The sequence below is a fragment of the Arthrobacter sp. OV608 genome (genome assembly GCA_900110595.1).
Classification (GTDB): domain Bacteria; phylum Actinomycetota; class Actinomycetes; order Actinomycetales; family Micrococcaceae; genus Arthrobacter.
The window spans coordinates 470,955-487,390 of record FOEZ01000001.1; the positions used below are offsets into that span (position 1 = coordinate 470,955).

General features: G+C 67.3%; 12 protein-coding genes. 8 read left to right on the forward strand and 4 right to left on the reverse strand.

Annotation, left to right across the window (positions count from 1 at the left end; all coding sequences use genetic code 11):
* Positions 1-33 precede the first annotated feature (33 nt).
* The 3 genes from BMX78_RS02230 to BMX78_RS02240 all read left to right on the forward strand — a co-directional run bounded on the left by BMX78_RS02230 (position 34) and on the right by BMX78_RS02240 (position 5,796).
* Positions 34-1,218, forward strand: a complete 1,185-nt coding sequence (locus tag BMX78_RS02230; RefSeq protein WP_091415759.1) for an exonuclease SbcCD subunit D — start codon at positions 34-36, stop codon at positions 1,216-1,218.
* On the forward strand, positions 1,215-4,316 hold the full coding sequence (locus BMX78_RS02235; protein ID WP_091415762.1) for an AAA family ATPase: 3,102 nt from the start codon (positions 1,215-1,217) through the stop codon (positions 4,314-4,316). The genes BMX78_RS02230 and BMX78_RS02235 overlap by 4 nt, the downstream gene beginning before the upstream one ends.
* A gap of 190 nt (positions 4,317-4,506) precedes the next feature.
* Complete coding sequence (locus tag BMX78_RS02240; protein WP_286138744.1) at positions 4,507-5,796, forward strand: MFS transporter; 1,290 nt, start codon at positions 4,507-4,509, stop codon at positions 5,794-5,796.
* 30 nt (positions 5,797-5,826) lie between these two features.
* On the opposite strand, the gene BMX78_RS02245 is transcribed toward BMX78_RS02240, so the two are convergent.
* Positions 5,827-6,561, reverse strand: a complete 735-nt coding sequence (locus tag BMX78_RS02245; RefSeq protein ID WP_091415764.1) for an IclR family transcriptional regulator — start codon at positions 6,559-6,561, stop codon at positions 5,827-5,829.
* A 244-nt stretch (positions 6,562-6,805) separates the two neighbouring features.
* Here BMX78_RS02245 and BMX78_RS02250 point away from each other — a divergent pair, with 244 nt between their 5' ends.
* Entirely contained in the window at positions 6,806-8,137 is a 1,332-nt protein-coding gene (locus tag BMX78_RS02250) for an MFS transporter (RefSeq protein WP_091415765.1), read from the forward strand.
* A gap of 80 nt (positions 8,138-8,217) precedes the next feature.
* On the opposite strand, the gene BMX78_RS02255 is transcribed toward BMX78_RS02250, so the two are convergent.
* The 3 genes from BMX78_RS02255 to BMX78_RS02265 form a co-directional block, all read right to left on the reverse strand.
* Positions 8,218-8,865, reverse strand: coding sequence for a phosphoribosyltransferase (locus tag BMX78_RS02255; RefSeq protein WP_091415768.1), 648 nt, complete (start codon positions 8,863-8,865; stop codon positions 8,218-8,220).
* Positions 8,866-8,960: 95 nt separating this feature from the next.
* Positions 8,961-9,788 carry an alpha/beta fold hydrolase gene (locus BMX78_RS02260; protein WP_091415771.1) on the reverse strand — a complete coding sequence of 276 codons (828 nt, stop codon included), beginning with the start codon at positions 9,786-9,788 and terminating at the stop codon, positions 8,961-8,963.
* A 67-nt stretch (positions 9,789-9,855) separates the two neighbouring features.
* On the reverse strand, positions 9,856-11,259 hold the full coding sequence (locus BMX78_RS02265; RefSeq protein ID WP_091415774.1) for an amino acid permease: 1,404 nt from the start codon (positions 11,257-11,259) through the stop codon (positions 9,856-9,858).
* Between the two features lie 282 nt (positions 11,260-11,541).
* Here BMX78_RS02265 and BMX78_RS02270 point away from each other — a divergent pair, with 282 nt between their 5' ends.
* Genes BMX78_RS02270 through nadC form a run of 4 tightly spaced genes read left to right on the forward strand, consistent with a single transcriptional unit; the run spans position 11,542 to position 16,436 of the window.
* A complete protein-coding gene (locus BMX78_RS02270) occupies positions 11,542-12,252 on the forward strand; it encodes an NUDIX hydrolase (protein ID WP_091415778.1) in 711 nt (236 codons plus the stop codon).
* On the forward strand, positions 12,249-13,553 hold the full coding sequence (gene nadA / locus BMX78_RS02275) for a quinolinate synthase NadA (protein ID WP_091415781.1): 1,305 nt from the start codon (positions 12,249-12,251) through the stop codon (positions 13,551-13,553). The genes BMX78_RS02270 and nadA overlap by 4 nt, the downstream gene beginning before the upstream one ends.
* A gap of 17 nt (positions 13,554-13,570) precedes the next feature.
* Entirely contained in the window at positions 13,571-15,511 is a 1,941-nt protein-coding gene (locus BMX78_RS02280) for an L-aspartate oxidase (protein WP_091416063.1), read from the forward strand.
* Positions 15,504-16,436 carry a carboxylating nicotinate-nucleotide diphosphorylase gene (gene nadC / locus BMX78_RS02285; RefSeq protein ID WP_286138745.1) on the forward strand — a complete coding sequence of 311 codons (933 nt, stop codon included), beginning with the start codon at positions 15,504-15,506 and terminating at the stop codon, positions 16,434-16,436. The genes BMX78_RS02280 and nadC overlap by 8 nt, the downstream gene beginning before the upstream one ends.

Sequence of the window (16,436 nt, forward strand, 5' to 3'; positions counted from 1 at the left end):
GGAACTGTCAGTGGCAGCCGATAGCGTAGAAGCATGAGGTTACTTCACACATCGGACTGGCATTTGGGCCGCTCCTTCCACGGCGTTGGCATGCTGGATGCACAGCAGGCTTTTGTCGACCAGCTGGTGGACGCCGTTGCCCGCCATGCGGTGGATGTTGTGCTCATCGCGGGCGACGTCTACGACCGCGCCCTCCCGGGGGTGGATGTGGTCCATCTCTTGGACGATGCCCTGGTCCGGCTGACGTCGGCAGGGGCGCAGGTGGTGCTGACCAGCGGCAACCACGATTCCGCCATCCGCCTCGGATTCGCTTCGCGCCTGCTGGAGCGCGGCGGCGTGCACCTGCGGACCAGGCTGGACAGCCTGGACCAGCCCCTGGTGCTCCCGGTCGGTGGAGCATCTGCCGGCGCAGCTGATACTGCCGTGGTTGCCATTTACGGCATACCCTGGCTCGAGCCGCGGCTGGTGGCCGATCAACTGGGTGTCCAGACCGCCAGCCACTTCGAGGTGACCCGGGCGGCAACAGAGCTGATCCGGCAGGACATAGAACGGCGCTCAGCAACAGCCACAGTCCATTCGGTGGTACTGGCGCATACCTTTGCCAGCGGCGGGATCAGTTCGGACAGTGAACGCGACCTCAGCATCGGAGGCGTAGGGGCAGTGCCCCAGGACCTCTTTGACGGCTTCAGCTACACCGCCCTGGGCCACCTGCATGGGCGGCAGTCCCTGTCGCCCCAGGTCCGCTACTCCGGCTCACCGCTGGCGTACTCCTTCTCCGAAGCATCCCACCAGAAGGGGGCCTGGCTCATCGACATCGATGCCGGCGGCGTGACCGCAGTCCAGGAAGTCCTGTGGGATGCCCCGCGCACCCTGGCGGTGCTCCGGGGGCCTTTGTCCGAGCTGCTTGAGTCCCCCGACTACTCGTGGGCCGAAACCGCCTACTGCCAGGTGACCCTGACCGACGCCCAGCGTCCCGCCCGGGCCATGGACCAGCTGCGGGCACGTTTCCCGGACACGCTGGTCCTCAGCTTCGACCCCGAGGGTAGCCCTGCCGGCACCGCCTCCACCTACAGCAGCAGGCTGGCTGAAGCCCCCGATGACCTCGCTGTATGCTGCGGCTTCCTCGAGCACGTCCGGGGCCGTGTTCCGGATGATGCCGAAAAGGCGGCGCTCGCCGCCGCCCTGGAAAACGTCCGGCTGCAGGAGGCCTCGCTGTGAGGATCCACCGCCTCCGCATCTCCGGTTTCGGTCCCTTTGCCGGCACCGAGGAGATCGACTTCGACGCCCTGAGCGCGCACGGCCTGTTCCTGCTCAATGGGCCCACCGGCGCGGGTAAAACCAGTGTGCTCGACGCCATCTGCTTCGCACTCTACGGCTCAGTTCCGGGCGCCCGCCAGGACGGAAAGCGGCTCCGCAGCGACCATGCTGAGCTCGGCCAGGAACCTGCGGTGAGCTGTGAATTCTCGGCGCAGGGCAGGCGGTTTGACGTCACCCGGTCGCCCGCCTGGGAAAAGCCGAGCGCCAGGGGCAAGAACGGTTTCACCACGCAACAGGCCAAAACCCTCCTGCGCGAACGCGTGGACGGGACGTGGGTGGAGAAATCCACGCGCAACGATGAAGCCGGGGCCGAGATACTCGCCCTGCTGGGAATGGACCGGGAGCAATTCACCCGTGTGGTGATGCTGCCGCAGGGTGACTTTGCCGCCTTCCTGCGCTCCAAGGCCACGGACCGGCTGGAGCTTCTGCAGAAACTTTTCGGCACGGAGCGGTTTGAAGCCGTGGAGCAGGAACTCTCGCAGCAGTCGCAGGCAGCAAAGGAGAAAGTGGCTGGCCTCAACGGCCAACTGGAACTCCTGGCGGCGCGGGCCGAGTCAGAAGCAGAAGCGCTCCAGCTCCAGGAGACTGACGCGCCGGCGGAGGACATCCCGGCGGCAGATGCTGTGGCGGACACCCGGGCCGTGCGGCTCGAGTGGTTGAAAGAACGTGCCGCGGAACGACAACGCCAACTCTCGGAGCTCGCGCTGGCTGCGGAGTCGGAACACCAGGAACGGGTCAGCGCCGTTGCAGCGGAGACTGCACTGCGTGAACGCCACCGCAGGCTCGAGGAAGCAACAGCCAGGCAGGCCGCCGTGCAGGAAACCCTTCCGCGGCTGGAGGACCTGGCCCGCCGGCTGGGCCGCCACCGCCAGGCAGAGGTCCTTGCCGGGCAGCTGCGCAGCGTCGATGCCGGGGTTGCCAAGGTCCGGCGGGCGGCTGACGCCATGGAATCGGCTTTCACCCTGCTTCGCCTGGCCGCCGACGAAGACCCCGAACTCGGCCAGCTGGACCTGGGACCCAGGAACCATGTCCCGCAGGACATCGACGGACCGGCGGTGTTTCCCGGCGCGGCAGATGAATTGAACCGGCTCCGGTCCCTCCTGGCTGTTGTGGAGGCGCGGCTTCCGGACGAGGACCGCCTGAAGGTGCTCCGGTCAAAGCACCGGCAGTTGCTGGCAAAACAGCAGGAGCTCTCGGCGTCCAATGCCGCCCTGGACCGCCGCGTGGAGGATCTGCTGAACGAGCGGATCCGCCTCACCTCGGGCCTGGAAGCACTGGAAGGACGGGCCGGCGTGGCAGCGCTGCGCGCGAAGGAAGCAACCGCCGCCGGGGAACTGCTGGACGTGGTCCGGCGCTACGGTGCTGCCGTTGCCGCGCGGGATGCGGCGAAGCTGGTTCACGACAAGTCACGCGAGCACCAGCTGGAAACCAAACGCCGCTGGCTCGATGTACGGGAGCAGCGGCTCGCCAACGCGGCTGCCGAACTGGCCGCCAAACTCGTGGAAGGGGAACACTGCCCCGTGTGCGGCAGCACGGAGCATCCCTCACCGCCGGCCGGTAACGGGGGCGGTTCCGGCCTCGAACAGGAAGAGGAAGCAGCCCATCAGGTGTATGAGGCCGCGGAAGCAGGATTCGCCGGTGCCAGCCAGCGGCTGGCCGAGGCAGATCAACTGGTGGCGGTCCTGGCCGGCCAAGGCGGCGGGACGCCCCTGGAAGAGGCCCTCAATGGGGCTGAGGAAGCTCGCCTGGCTGCGGACGACGCCGCCCAGGCCGTGGAGGAACTCGCGGCGGCGCGGGCGCGGCTGGAAACACTCGAAGCGGGCGTCACTTCAGCCCAGGCGTCCAGGGCCAGCGCGGAGGCCGAGCTCGCGACCGTTGTATCCTCCCTGGCCGACCTCGCCGAACAGTCATCGACCCTTGACCAGGCATTGGCGGACTTGCGGGCAGGGCGCTCGAGCCTTGCCCAGCGGCTGCGCGCCCTCGAAAACGCGGCCGCCATGCTGTCCAAAGCCGTCGAAGCCCAGGCTGCGCTTTCCACCGCCAACGCCCAGGCGGCGGAGGCCCGGGAGCACTTGGAACTGGCCTTGCCAGAAGCGGGGTTTGCTTCTTCGGAGGAAGCAAGGGCACACCTGCTGGCCGCCAATGACGCTGTTGCACTCGAAGCTGAAATACGCTCGGTCCACGACGAGGCTGCCAAGGTTGCCGAGCTGTTCGCATCGGACGAAGTTGTGCTCGCCGTGAAGGAAACGGCTGACGGGATTGAGATGGACCAGCAGCGCCTGCCGGCCCTGCAGGCTGACGCAGCCGCTGCCCTGCAGGCGGCGCGCGACGCTGAGGTGGCGGTGGGGTTGGCATCGCGCTGCCTTGAATCGTTGACAAGCATCGCTGCAAGCTATGACGGGCTTGCCGGTTCGGCCCGCGGTCCCGCCGAGCATGCCCGGATGTTGTCCGGCCTGGCGGATGCGGCGGCAGGCCGGGGAGACAACACTTACCGGATGAGCCTGAACAGCTATGTCCTGGCAGCGCGGCTGGAGCAGGTGGCCCTGGCCGCCTCGGAACGGCTGGTGGCCATGAGCGACGGGCGGTACCTCCTGCAGCACACCGACGCCAAGGCGGCACGCGGTGCCAAATCCGGGCTGGGGCTGGAAGTTGTGGATCAATGGACCGGGCACCGCCGGGATACGTCCACCCTCTCTGGGGGCGAATCGTTTATGGCCTCACTGTCCCTGGCGCTCGGACTGGCCGACGTCGTCCAGCAGGAGTCCGGCGGCGTGGAAATCGAAACCCTCTTCGTGGATGAAGGCTTCGGCAGCCTGGACGAGCAGTCATTGGAACAGGTGATGGATGCCCTCGAAGGCCTGCGGGATGGGGGCCGGGTGGTGGGACTCGTGAGCCATGTAGCGGAGATGAAGCAGCGGATCGGCATGCAGCTCCAAGTGCTCAAGGGACGAAACGGCTCCACCCTGCGGATATCGGAGGCTGTCGAGGCCCCGGTCTGACTGCGCGGACAGGAGTAGATCCATGCTCCCGGGGCCTATGGGGAACGCCGGATATACTTGGACAGTTACCGGGTTCGGCGCATCGGGAGGAGGGACGATGCGCACTTACTGAACGAGCCCGGAATTGACATCTTCGACCTCCCTTTCTTCCGACCAGCCTTCGTCTTCCCGGCATGCTCCTGCACCTGCCATGCCCGATTCTCCGGCCACGAGTGGCAGTTCTTCCGCCGGCCCGGGCAGCCCGTCCGGCAGCCGTTTCGCCAGGCTTCCGCGGCTTGCCGGCCGCAGCTTTCTTCCCCTCGGTATTTTCGCCCGCCTTCCCCTGGCCATGCTCACGGTAGGAACCCTGACCCTGGTGACGTCCAACAGCAGTTCCTATGCGCTGGGGGGCACCGCAGCAGGAGCAGTAGGCATTGGGTCCGCCCTGGGCGCGCCGATCCTGGGGACCCTTGCGGACCGACGCGGCCAGCGCCCGGTGCTGCTCTTCGCAGCTGCCCTTAACACCGCAGCGGTGGCGGCGCTGATCCTTGCGGCTGCCCTCCTGGGCACATCCGGTGGTTTTACTGCCGGAGTGTTGGCCGCCGCGTTCCTTTCCGGGGCAAGCTGCCCCCAGGTGGGACCACTGGCCCGGGTGAGGTGGATGGCACTCACATCACAGGGGAGCGCGCCGGACAACAGGCGCGACCTGGACACGGCACTGTCCTACGAGAGCACCGCCGATGAAATCACCTTCGTGCTGGGCCCTGCCCTCGTAGGAATCCTGGCCAGCCTCCTGGCGCCCTGGCTGCCGTTGGCGCTGGCGGCGGCGATGACCATCACGCTGGTGCCCGCCTTCGCGACTCACCACACCCACCGGGCGGTCCCGGTGACCCGGCGACCGGCAGGAGAACGAACGTCGGAACAAGGAACTGCAAGGCGCGGCCTGCCCGCCGCCGTTGCCGTCCCGGTGGTGGCCATGGTTTGCATGGGGACGTTCTTCGGGTCCGCGCAAGCGGCCTTGAGCTCCTTTTCCGCCCAGTACGCCACTTCGGAAATCGCTGGACTGCTTTACGCCGTGATGGGGCTCAGTTCCGCCGCGGCCGCCCTGTCGGTCGCCTATTGGCCCCAGCGATTTGGGCTGTCCTGGCGTTGGGTGGCCTCTGCTGCGCTGATGGCCGCGCTGGCAGCGCTCCTGCTGGTTCCCGCGTCATTGGGCTCAATGGTGCTGGTGCTGCTGATTCTGGGGCTCCCGGTGGGGCCGGTGATGGTTACTGTCTTTGCCGTGGGTGGGGCAGTGGCCCCGGCCGGGCGCTTGGGAACCGTGATGACGGCGCTGGCCAGTGGAATTGTTGCCGGTACGGCGATTGGTTCAGCAGTAGGCGGACGGCTGGCGCAGGACCACGGCTATTCGGCGGCATTCCTCGTCCCCGCCTGTGCGGCAGCGGCACTGGCGCTCCTCGGTGCCGCGGCCGCCGTCGTACTGCAGCGCCGCCGCGCCTGACCTGTTCCTACTCGCCTCAGAAGGGCGCGCTCAGGCCAGCTGGCGTTCGATCCTGGCCGCACTCTGGGCCAGCGCGGCGCCCACCTCTGACGGATCGTGGGCTGAGCGGATATATACGACGGCGAGCGCTGCCGGCCGTCCGCCGGGAACCCGGACCGGTGCCGCCAGCGAGGAAACGCCGGCGATGACTTCGTCATGGCTGGCGGAGTATCCGGCGCGCCGGGCCTCCGCCGCCTCCGGGCGGTACGGGATGCCGGTCTCGAGGCGGTCCCATTCGGCTTCGGTGAGGGCCGACTGAATGGCAATGCCCGGTGCTCCGGCGTTGATGGGGTGACGGGTGCCGGGATGCTGCGCCACAGTAGCCCCACTGTGCCGTGGTTCCACGGTCACGAGGGTGATGCAGTCGTGGTGGTCCCACAATGCCACGAAAGCAGTCATATCCAAGGTGTTGGCCAAATGCGTCAGTTCGGGCAGGGCTGCGCCCTGCAGGTTCCTTGAAACGCCGCGGGCAAGGACGGCCAGTCCGGGGCCGGGCTGGACCCGCCCTGCGTCGTCGCGGACCAGCAGCGAGTGGTCCTCCAGCGTGCGAAGGATCCGGTAGGCCACAGAACGGTGGACGCCCATGGCATCGGCGAGTTCGGCAATCGTCAGCGGGCCAGGCGCGGCAGCAAGGATTTCCAAAGCACGGATGCCCCGGGAAAGCGTCTGGGAGGGTGAGGCCTGCGCCGGCGCGGCTCCGGCCGGGGCTGCAGCGCTGGAAGTCATGGTTTCCATCCTAGGCCGGAGCGTCCGGATAGCGAAGCGCCGGTTCACATATAGAACCTGCTGACCAGGGCTCTTGCAAGGTCGCGCCAGTTCAGCGCGTCCGACTTCGACGCCTGAGGCATGGAATTCGGAGAATCCGTGTCCCGCCTCACATTTTCGTAGTACCCTACTAACTAACTGACCGTTCTGTCGGTAATCCTGAAGGCGTCCTGGCAGCCCCGCTGCCACAAACAATGGAGTTTCAATGACCACACCTTCCAAGGTGGATACGCTCTCCGGTCCCAGCACCCGGCGGGAGGAGCGCAAAGTCCTGGCCGGTACCCTGGTGGGCACCACCATCGAGTGGTACGACTTCTTTATCTTTGCCCAGCTAACGGCAACGCTGCTGTCGCCGCTGTTCCTGGCACCGCTGAACCAGTCCAACCCGGGCCTGGCGCAGATCCTCTCCTTCGCCCTGATCGGCATCAGCTTCCTGTTCCGGCCGCTGGGCGCCGTGGTGGCAGGCCACCTTGGCGACCGGCTGGGGCGCAAAGCCATGCTCGTCTTCACCCTGGTGATGATGGGAGCGGCCACCGCCCTCATCGGCATGCTGCCCACCTACGCCCAGATCGGCGCCTGGGCGCCCGTGCTGCTGATCCTCCTCCGGATCATCCAGGGCTTCTCGGCAGGCGGCGAATGGGGCGGGGCAGCACTGATGGCCGTGGAACACGCGCCCCTGAACAAGCGCGGGCTCTTCGGTGCCTACCCGCAGATCGGTGTGCCGGTGGGCATGATCCTGGCCACCGGCCTGCTCTTCTTCCTCAACAGCAGCATGTCCAAGGAAGACTTCGCGGCCTGGGGCTGGCGGATGCCGTTCCTGCTTTCCATCGTCCTGATCGTAGTGGGCTACCTGATCCGGCGTGCCGTGGCAGAAAGCCCGGTCTTCCAGGAGATGGCCATGCGGAAGCAGGAAAGCAAGGCGCCCCTGGGTGAACTGGTCCGAAGCCACAAAAAGCCGGTGCTGTACTCCACCATGATCTTCATCGGCAACAACGCTGCCGGGTACCTGCTGATTGCGTTCTTCATCTCCTATGCCACCCGGACGCTGCAGATGCCCACGCCCCAGGTCCTCCTGGCCACTACGCTCGCATCCTTTGGCTGGCTGATCTTCACGCTGGTGGGCGGCTGGCTCTCCGACCGTATTGGCCGCGTCAAGACCTTCCTCACCGGCTACGCGATTGTGTTCGCCTGGATGATTCCCATGTTTGCCCTGATCGACACCAGGAACATCTGGCTGTACGGCGTTGCACTGTTCGTCCTCACCATCGGCCTTGGCCTTTCCTACGGCCCGATGTCCGCAATGTACGCGGAGATGTTCCCGGCCAGTGTCAGGTACTCCGGCATTTCCATCGGCTACGCCTTCGGCGCAATCCTGGGCGGGGCCTTCGCCGCCACCATCGCCGAAACTCTGCTGCAGACCACCAAGTGGGCCGGATCGATCGGCATCTACATCATGGTGCTGTGCGTCATCTCGGCCATCGGCGTGGTCCTGGCCAAGGAAACCAAGGGCAGGCCGCTGGGCGTCAGCCACCACTAGCCGCACCGTCACAAGGAAAGCCCATAACGCAGCAGCGGGCCCGGACCATATTGGTCCGGGCCCGCCGTCGTCAACGGTTGCTACTGCTTCAGGAAGCTGATGGCGTCTTCGTCCGTCAGTTGTTCGAAGTGCCGGTAGAAACTGCCCACCGCGCGGAACTTGCCGGGCAAGTGCAGGCACAGCACGGCGTCGCACACCCGCTCCACGGACGCGGCGGCTTCAATGGAGCCCACGGGAGCGGCGGCCACCACCGTCTCCGCCCCACCCTCACGGACGGCCTCGACGGCGGCCCTCATGGTGGCTCCGGTTGCCAGCCCGTCGTCGATGAGCAGGACGGTCTTGCCGGAGATTTCCTGGTCTGCTCCCGGGTAGAGGTCCACGCGGCGGAGCAATTCGACGCGTTCGCGCTGCTCCACCTGACGCAGGAGTTCCTCACGGACCCCATGTTCCAGGACGCGGTCCAGCAACGGCTTGTTGAGCAGGCGCACAGTCCGTCCGCGGGCCCACGCCAAGGCTCCATACGCGGTTTCCTCATGCCCGGGAATGCCGAGCTTGCGCACCAGGACGGCACCCAGGGGAAGGTACAGGGCCTTCGCTGCGGCCGCCGCCACGGGGATTCCACCGCGCGCAAGGCCCATCACAACGGTGCCCGGGCGCTCGCGGAACTGCGTCAAAACCGCAGCCAGCCGCTCGCCGGCCTCTGTGCGGTCTTCGAAACGCATATCCATGTAGTCCTCCCGGCTGTTCCAGCCTTCCCTTTCAGCCTACCGCCGGGAAGCCAACGGCAGGAGGGCCTGGATGGCCGGGGAATATTGCAGCCGGATCAGACCGCGAGGAAGGAGATGGCGGCCTGCTTGAAGGCACGGCTGGTGACGGCGTTGGTGTGGTTGCGGCCCGGCAGCGTCAGCTGTTCGGCCAGGGCGCCGGCGCCTTGGGCCAGCTCGGCGAGCTGCGGCAGGCTGCCGGCGCGCTCGTCCTGGTCGCCTGCGACCAGGAGGACCGGCACGTGCGGGACCGCCTCGGCGGGGTCGTAGGGTTCGGCCTTGATGGCTTCCACCAGGGACAGCAGGGCGAAGATGTTGTTGCTCGGCAGCAGCAGCGCCATTTTGAGCAGCCTGGCCGTTGACTCATCCGCAATAGGGGTGCCGTCGGCCAGGTAGTCCTGGGCGGCCACGAGGTCGAACTCAGCCAGGGGGTCCGCGGTATTCGGCCCGCCCAGGACAATCCGGTGCACTATTTCGGGCTGGGTGGCGGCGAACTCCCAGGCGAGCCGGGAACCCAGGGAATAACCCACCACGTCCAGCCCGCTGGCAGGGTCACCGGCCTGCAAAGGCCGCACGCCGGCGTCGAACGCAACCTGCAGCAGGTCCGCGCGGATCCTGCTGGGGGAGTAGGAATCGCGGTCCTCCGGGGCGCCGCTGCGGCCGTGCCCGGGCAGGTCCACCATAATGACGCGCCGGCCCGAATCAAGCAGCGCTGCCAGCCAGCCGGTGTCCTCCCAGTTGAGTTTGCTGGAGGACGAGAAGCCATGCAGGAGCAGGACGGGGCGGAGCCCGGCGTCCACAGCAGGATCATGCACCGCCACATACAGCTGGGGGTCGGTTCCCTCCACGGTGTGCGAATGCTGCTCGCCGGTGTGCCTGCCGCTCATGGTGTCAGTCCTCATCAACTACGGCGCCCAGGGAGACCCGGCGCGTCGGAACCTCGTGCTTCGAAAGTTACTCTACCTGCCTTGCCGCCACCTGCCTGGGCTCGCGGGTCCTGGCGCTGAGCCGGGCACCCACTGCACAGGCTGCTGCGATTGCCGCGATCAGGCCGAAGGTGCTGAACAGCTGGACACGGCTGCTTTCGGCACTGAAGCCCACCGCGAAGATCAGGCCCAGCAGGACGAGGCCCACAATCGTCAGGGCCGGGAAGCCCCGCATCCTTAGCGGCAGGGGAGTGCCGTCCCTGTCCGCACGGCGCCGCAGGACCAGCTGCGAGACCAGCGCGCTGCCCCACACCACCAGGCAGGTTGATCCGACCAGCTGGAACAGGGCGGGGAGGATGCGCTCCGGGAACAAAAGCTCCAGGATTGTGGCCACGAAACCGAAGGCGACGGACACGCCGACGGCCAGCATGGGCACGCTGGCACCGCTCAGGCGGGCCAGGAAGCGAGGGGCCTCGCCGCGCCGGGCAAGGGAGTAGACCATCCGCGACGAGCCGTAGAGGTTGGCGTTCAATGCGGAGAGAAGGGCGACGACGGCCACGAGCGTGATTGCCGTTGCGGCGCCGGGGATGCGGGCGGCGTCCAGGACGCCGGCAAAGGGTGACGCCAGGCTTTCCGATGTTGCCGGCAGGACGGCGGCGATCACAAAGACGGAGCCGATGTAGAAAACCAGGATGCGCCACACCACCGTCCGGACGGCTTTGCCCACACTGTGTTCCGGGTCTTCGGTTTCGGCCGCCGCGACGGACACAATCTCCGTGCCGCCAAAAGCGAAGATAACCACAAAAAGCGCCGCGGCAATTCCGCCGAGTCCCGCGGGGGCGAAATCGGAGGTCAGGGTGGCGAGGCCGGGGGATGCCACGTCCGGCAACAGGCCCAGGAGCAGTGCAGCGCCGATCACCAGGAACAGGACAATGGCCGCGACCTTGAGGATGGCGAACCAGAACTCGAATTCACCGAAGTTCCGGACTCCGGCCAGGTTGATGGCGGTGAAGACCACCATAAAGATCAGGGCGAGCGCCCAGACCGGGACCACTGGCCAGACGGTGAAGAGGAGCCCGGCCGCGCCCAGTGCCTCGGCGGCAATCACCACCACCAGCTGCAGCCACCACAGCCAGCCGATGGTGGCTCCGGCCGTTTTGCCCATGGCACGTTCGGCGTAGACGGAGAAAGCGCCGCTGTTCGGGTTCGCTGCGGCCATTTCGCCCAGTGCCCACATCACCAGGATGATCAGGGTGCCGGCCACCAGGTAGGAGATCAGCACGGCGGGGCCGGCCGCCTGGATTCCTGCCCCGGAGCCGAGGAAGAGGCCGGCGCCGATCGCGCTGCCCAGGCCCATCATGGTGAGCTGGCGGGGCTTCATGCTGTGGCCCAGATGGTCTTGCGGACGCGCTTGGGTGGACTTCATTGTCATCTGCTGCTGAACCTTCTTGGGGTTTGAATGGTGGCTCCTCGTGGGACCTCTTGAATTTACCGTCTCCTGGCCATGGTGCCCGCATCCGGGGCTCCCGGCGCCGCGCTCCCCGCCACCAGGCAATCCCTCCCCATGACTTCCGCGCCGGCAGGAAGGAGAAACATTTGGCAATTGAGGGGCGGTTGCCCGTAGAATCAGTTATGGTCAAGTTGACCATAACTATGGTGACCATAGGACGCAGGCTTCAACGGGGAGCCCGGCAGGTTGGGAAGGTGGTGGGAAATGTACTTGAGCTCGGCAAACGTCTCCGAGCGCCAGGCCGCCCCGCCATCGCTCGCCATCTCCACCGTCATTTTCGCCCTCCGGCCCAGTGAAAGCTCCGGACGGCCCACGCTCTGGCTGCCGCTGGTCCGGCGGATCCGGGAACCGTTCAAAGGCCTCTGGGCGCTCCCGGGTGGCCCACTGAGCCACTCGGAGTCCCTGCAGGACGCGGCGTCGCGCAACCTGCGGGAGACCACTGGCCTCGCCCCGAGCTACCTCGAGCAGCTCTACGCCTTCGGCGGCCTCCACCGTTCACCCACGCAACGGGTCGTCTCGATTGTGTACTGGGCCCTGGTCCAGCCGACCGAAGCCGCCCTGGCAGACGAGTCCGAGAACGTCAGATGGTTCCGCGCGGACCGGCTCGGCGAACTCGCCTTCGACCACAACGCCATTGTGGACTATGCGCTCTGGCGGCTGCGGAACAAGCTGGCCTACGGATCCGTGGCCTACCACCTGCTGGGGGAGTACTTCACCCTGGCCCAGGTCCGGGAAGTCTACGAGGCTGTGCTGGACCGCCAACTGGACCCGGCAAACTTCCGGCGCCAGCTCAAATCCACCCCGGAAATCGAGGAAACCGGGGAATACCTCCAGGGCGGCAAACACCGCCCGCCCCGCCTCTACCGCTTTACCGGCCGGCCCGGCCTTGACCCAGATAACAGGAGCACACTATGAGCAGCGTCAACACAGCAATCCAGCTGATCACGCGCGAACAGGCCGAGAACGGTGCGGCGGCAAAGGGCAGCACCTGCAGCCCGGCCCTGGCCAATGGCCCGTGGGACTACGACCTTGCCGAGGCGCTCGCCGGCGTTCCCGCCTACGGCCCCGGTGCCTCCAGTGCGGACGTGGCCCCCGCCGCAACGCCGCGCCAGGGGCAGCTGCCCGAAGAGTACAAGCTCGCCAGCGACGCCGAGCTGGGCGAAAGGATCCTCGCCGCCAAGGCTGCGCTGGGGGACCGGGCCGTCATCCTGGGGCACTTCTACCAGCGCGATGAAGTCATCCAGTACGCGGACTTCGTGGGCGACTCCTTCCAGCTGGCCAATGCCGCGCTCACCCGCCCGGACGCAGAGGCCATCGTCTTCTGCGGCGTCCACTTCATGGCCGAAACCGCCGACATCCTTTCAGCGCCCGAACAGGCCGTCATCCTGCCCAACCTTGCGGCCGGCTGCTCCATGGCGGATATGGCCGACGCCGACTCCGTAGCCGAGTGCTGGGAGCAGCTTGAGGAAATCTTCGGCACCGAACCTGACGCCGACGGCCGTGTTCCGGTCATCCCCGTCACCTACATGAATTCCTCCGCAGCCCTGAAGGCTTTCTGCGGCGAGCACGGCGGCATCGTCTGCACCTCCTCCAACGCCAAGACCGTCCTCGAGTGGGCGTTCCAGCGTGCCCGGCGGGTGCTGTTCTTCCCGGACCAGCACCTGGGCCGCAACACCGCGAAAGCGCTGGGCGTGCCGCTGGAGCAGATGCCCATGTGGAATCCGCGCAAGGACCTCGGCGGCAACGACGAGCAGGCGCTCCTGGATTCCCGGGTGATCCTGTGGCACGGGTTCTGTTCCGTGCACAAGCGCTTCAACGTGGCGCAGATCGAAAAGGCCAGGGCCGACTTCCCCGGCGTCCAGGTGATCGTGCACCCCGAGTGCCCCATGGAGGTGGTGGATGCGGCAGATTCGGCCGGCTCCACCGACTTCATCAAAAAGGCCATCGCCGCGGCCACCGAGCCCACCACCTTTGCCATTGGCACCGAAATCAACATGGTGAACCGGCTCGCGGCCGAGTACCCGCAGCACACTATCTTCTGCCTGGACCCCGTGATCTGCCCGTGCTCCACGATGTACCGGATCCACCCGGGCTACCTGGCATGGGTCCTCGAGGAGCTCGTTGCCGGGCGGATCGTCAACCGGATCACCGTGGCGGACTCCGTGCAGGACAACGCCCGCACCGCGCTCGAGCGCATGCTCGCCGCCAGGCCGTAATGAACCGGCAGCCGATCATGCCTCCCCCTGCGGGCGGTGGAACATTCGAACCCGGCGCCCTGCCCCCCAGGGGCGCCAGGGCCGGCGGCGGATCCCCGCGCCGGCTGATCGTGGTTGGCAGCGGTATCGCCGGACTGTATGCCGCGCTGCTGGCGGCCGACGCCGGCGCCGATGTTGTGCTGCTGAGCAAAGGACAGCTCCGCGAGAGCAACACCTGGTACGCCCAGGGCGGTATTTCGGCAGTACTGGACGAGCCCGCCCCCGGGGACACGGTTGCAGCCCACATCGCCGACACCCTGCAGGCGGGCGCTGGACACTGCAATGAAGCGGCGGTCCGGCTGATGTGCATCGAGGCCCGCCTGGACATCGCCGGGCTGGAACGGTTCGGCGTGCGCTTCGATCCCGGTGCCGGCGGTGGCCCCGCATTGGGGCTGGAGGCTGCCCACTCCGCCCCCCGCATCCTGCACGCGGGCGGCGACGCGACCGGCGCGAAAGTCGCGGCAGGCCTGATCGAGGCCGTGCTTGCCCGCCGCGCGGAGGGCACGCTGACCATCCACACCGGTGCCCACGCCACAGCGCTCCTGCTGCAGGACGGCCACGCCACCGGCGTCGAGTTCCTGCAGGACGGCGGGACCCACACACTGCACGGGGACGCAGTGCTGCTGGCCACCGGTGGAGCAGGACAGCTCTTTGGACAGACCACCAACCCCGCGGTGGCCACGGCAGACGGCCTGGCGCTCGCCGTCCGCGCCGGGGCGGCAGCGGCCGACCTGGAATTCTTCCAGTTCCACCCCACCTGCCTGGTGCCCGGGGTCAGCGGCACAAACCCGGGCACAGTGACCGGGCTGGACCAGGACCCGCTCCTCATCTCCGAAGCCGTCCGCGGCGAAGGAGCCATCCTCGTTGACGGCAACGGCAAGCGGTTCATGCGTGCCTACCACCCGGACGCCGAACTGGCCCCGCGCGACGTCGTCTCGCGCAGCATCGCCCTGCACCTGGCCAAGCTCGGCGACCCCAACGGCCACGTCTACCTCGACGCGCGCCTCATCGAACAGGTCAAGGGCCCGGGCTTCCTGGCGAAGCGCTTCCCCACCCTCACGCAAAGGACGCTCGACGCCGGCATCGACTGGACCAGGGACCTGGTCCCGGTTGCCCCCGCAGCCCACTACTGGATGGGCGGAGTAGCCACGGACCTCCATGGCCGGACCACTGTGCCCGGGCTTTACGCCGCCGGCGAAGTTGCGTGCACCGGCGTCCAAGGTGCGAACCGGCTGGCCAGCAACTCCCTCCTTGAGGGACTCGTCTTCGGCCGCCGCGCTGTTGAAGACTTTCTAGTCTCTGACTCTGGGTGGGTGTCGACTGACGGCGCTCCTCCGCGTACTCCCCACGATCCCCCTAACCTCGCAAGCTCGGCCAGGGAACCCGGATCGTGTGGGCCCACGGCCGCGGGCGGCCTCCCCTTGACGCTCGCTTCCGGAACACCCTCGGCCGACGTCGGGCAGCGCACCTTGGGTGCCGTCACCTTCCCTGCTGCTTTAGAAGGCGATGCGGGCGAAACGGGTGGTGACGGCGAGAGCCTGCTGGCCAACTCCGGCGGGGAAGGGGATGCTGGCGACGGCATTGGCTCCACGTTCTCGCGGGAAGCTCTGCGCCGGTTGATGACTGCCAAAGCTGGGGTGCTGCGCTCGGGGGAACTGTTGGCCCAGGCGGGGGACACGCTTGGGCGATGGGCCGCCGTCGTACGTCCTGACACTCTCTCCGCCGGCACGGACACGCGCCTGCACGAGGACCGGAACCTGTTGCTGGCCGCGCAGCTGCTGGTGGTTGCCGCCCGGCAGCGCACCGAGTCCCTGGGCGCCCATTACCGCAGCGATGACCCCAAGGACGCAGCCGGCATCGCTGCCGAAATTGAAGAATCTTCCCGAACCCGCCCGAAAGCGAGCCTTCTCCATGAGTGAACTGGCCACCACCGAAAATCCCGTGACCGCACCAGCGCGGGCGGGCGTCCGCAGCCTGGACCTGACGCTGCCGTCCGCACCCGTGCGGGACATCCTGGAACGGGCGTTCGCCGAGGACGCTCCTGCCGGCGACATCACCTCCCAGCTGCTGATCCCCGCCGACGCCCGCGCCACCGCTGTGCTGAACGCACGGGTCCCCGGCGTCTTCAGCGGCGCCACGGTGTTCCGGGACGCCATGCTGCTGGTGGACCCCGAAACGGACGTGGAGCTGCTGCTCGCCGACGGGGACACGTTCGACGCCGGCACGCACCTCGCGCGGGTCAGCGGACGGGCCCGGTCGGTGCTCCTCGCAGAACGCGTGGCCTTGAACCTCGTGCAGCGGATGTCCGCCATCGCCACGAAGACCGCCGAATTCGTCGAACTGACCGAAGGCACGTCCGCCCGGATCACCGACACGCGCAAGACCACTCCCGGGCTGCGGATCCTGGAGCGGTTCGCCGTGCGCTGCGGTGGCGGCGCCAACCACCGGTACAGCCTCTCCGACGCCGTCCTCGCCAAGGACAACCACCTTGCGGTGATGACAGGAGGGGACCCGGCCAAACTCACCGGGCTGCTCGCCGCAGCCAAGGCACAGCTGGGGCACACCACCCACTTTGAGGTTGAGGTGGACCGGATGGACCAGATCGAGCCCGTACTCGCCGCCGGGGTGGACACCATCATGCTGGACAATTTCACTCCTGAGGAGTTGAGGGCCGGGGTGGCGCTGGTAGCCGGACGCGCACAGGTTGAGGCCAGTGGGAACGTGAACCTCGCTACCGTGGCCGGGATCGCCGCCACCGGAGTGGACGTCATCTCCATCGGCGCCCTGACGCACACCGTGGCCGCCCTGGACCTCGGGCTGGATGTCGAACTGACGGTGGCATGA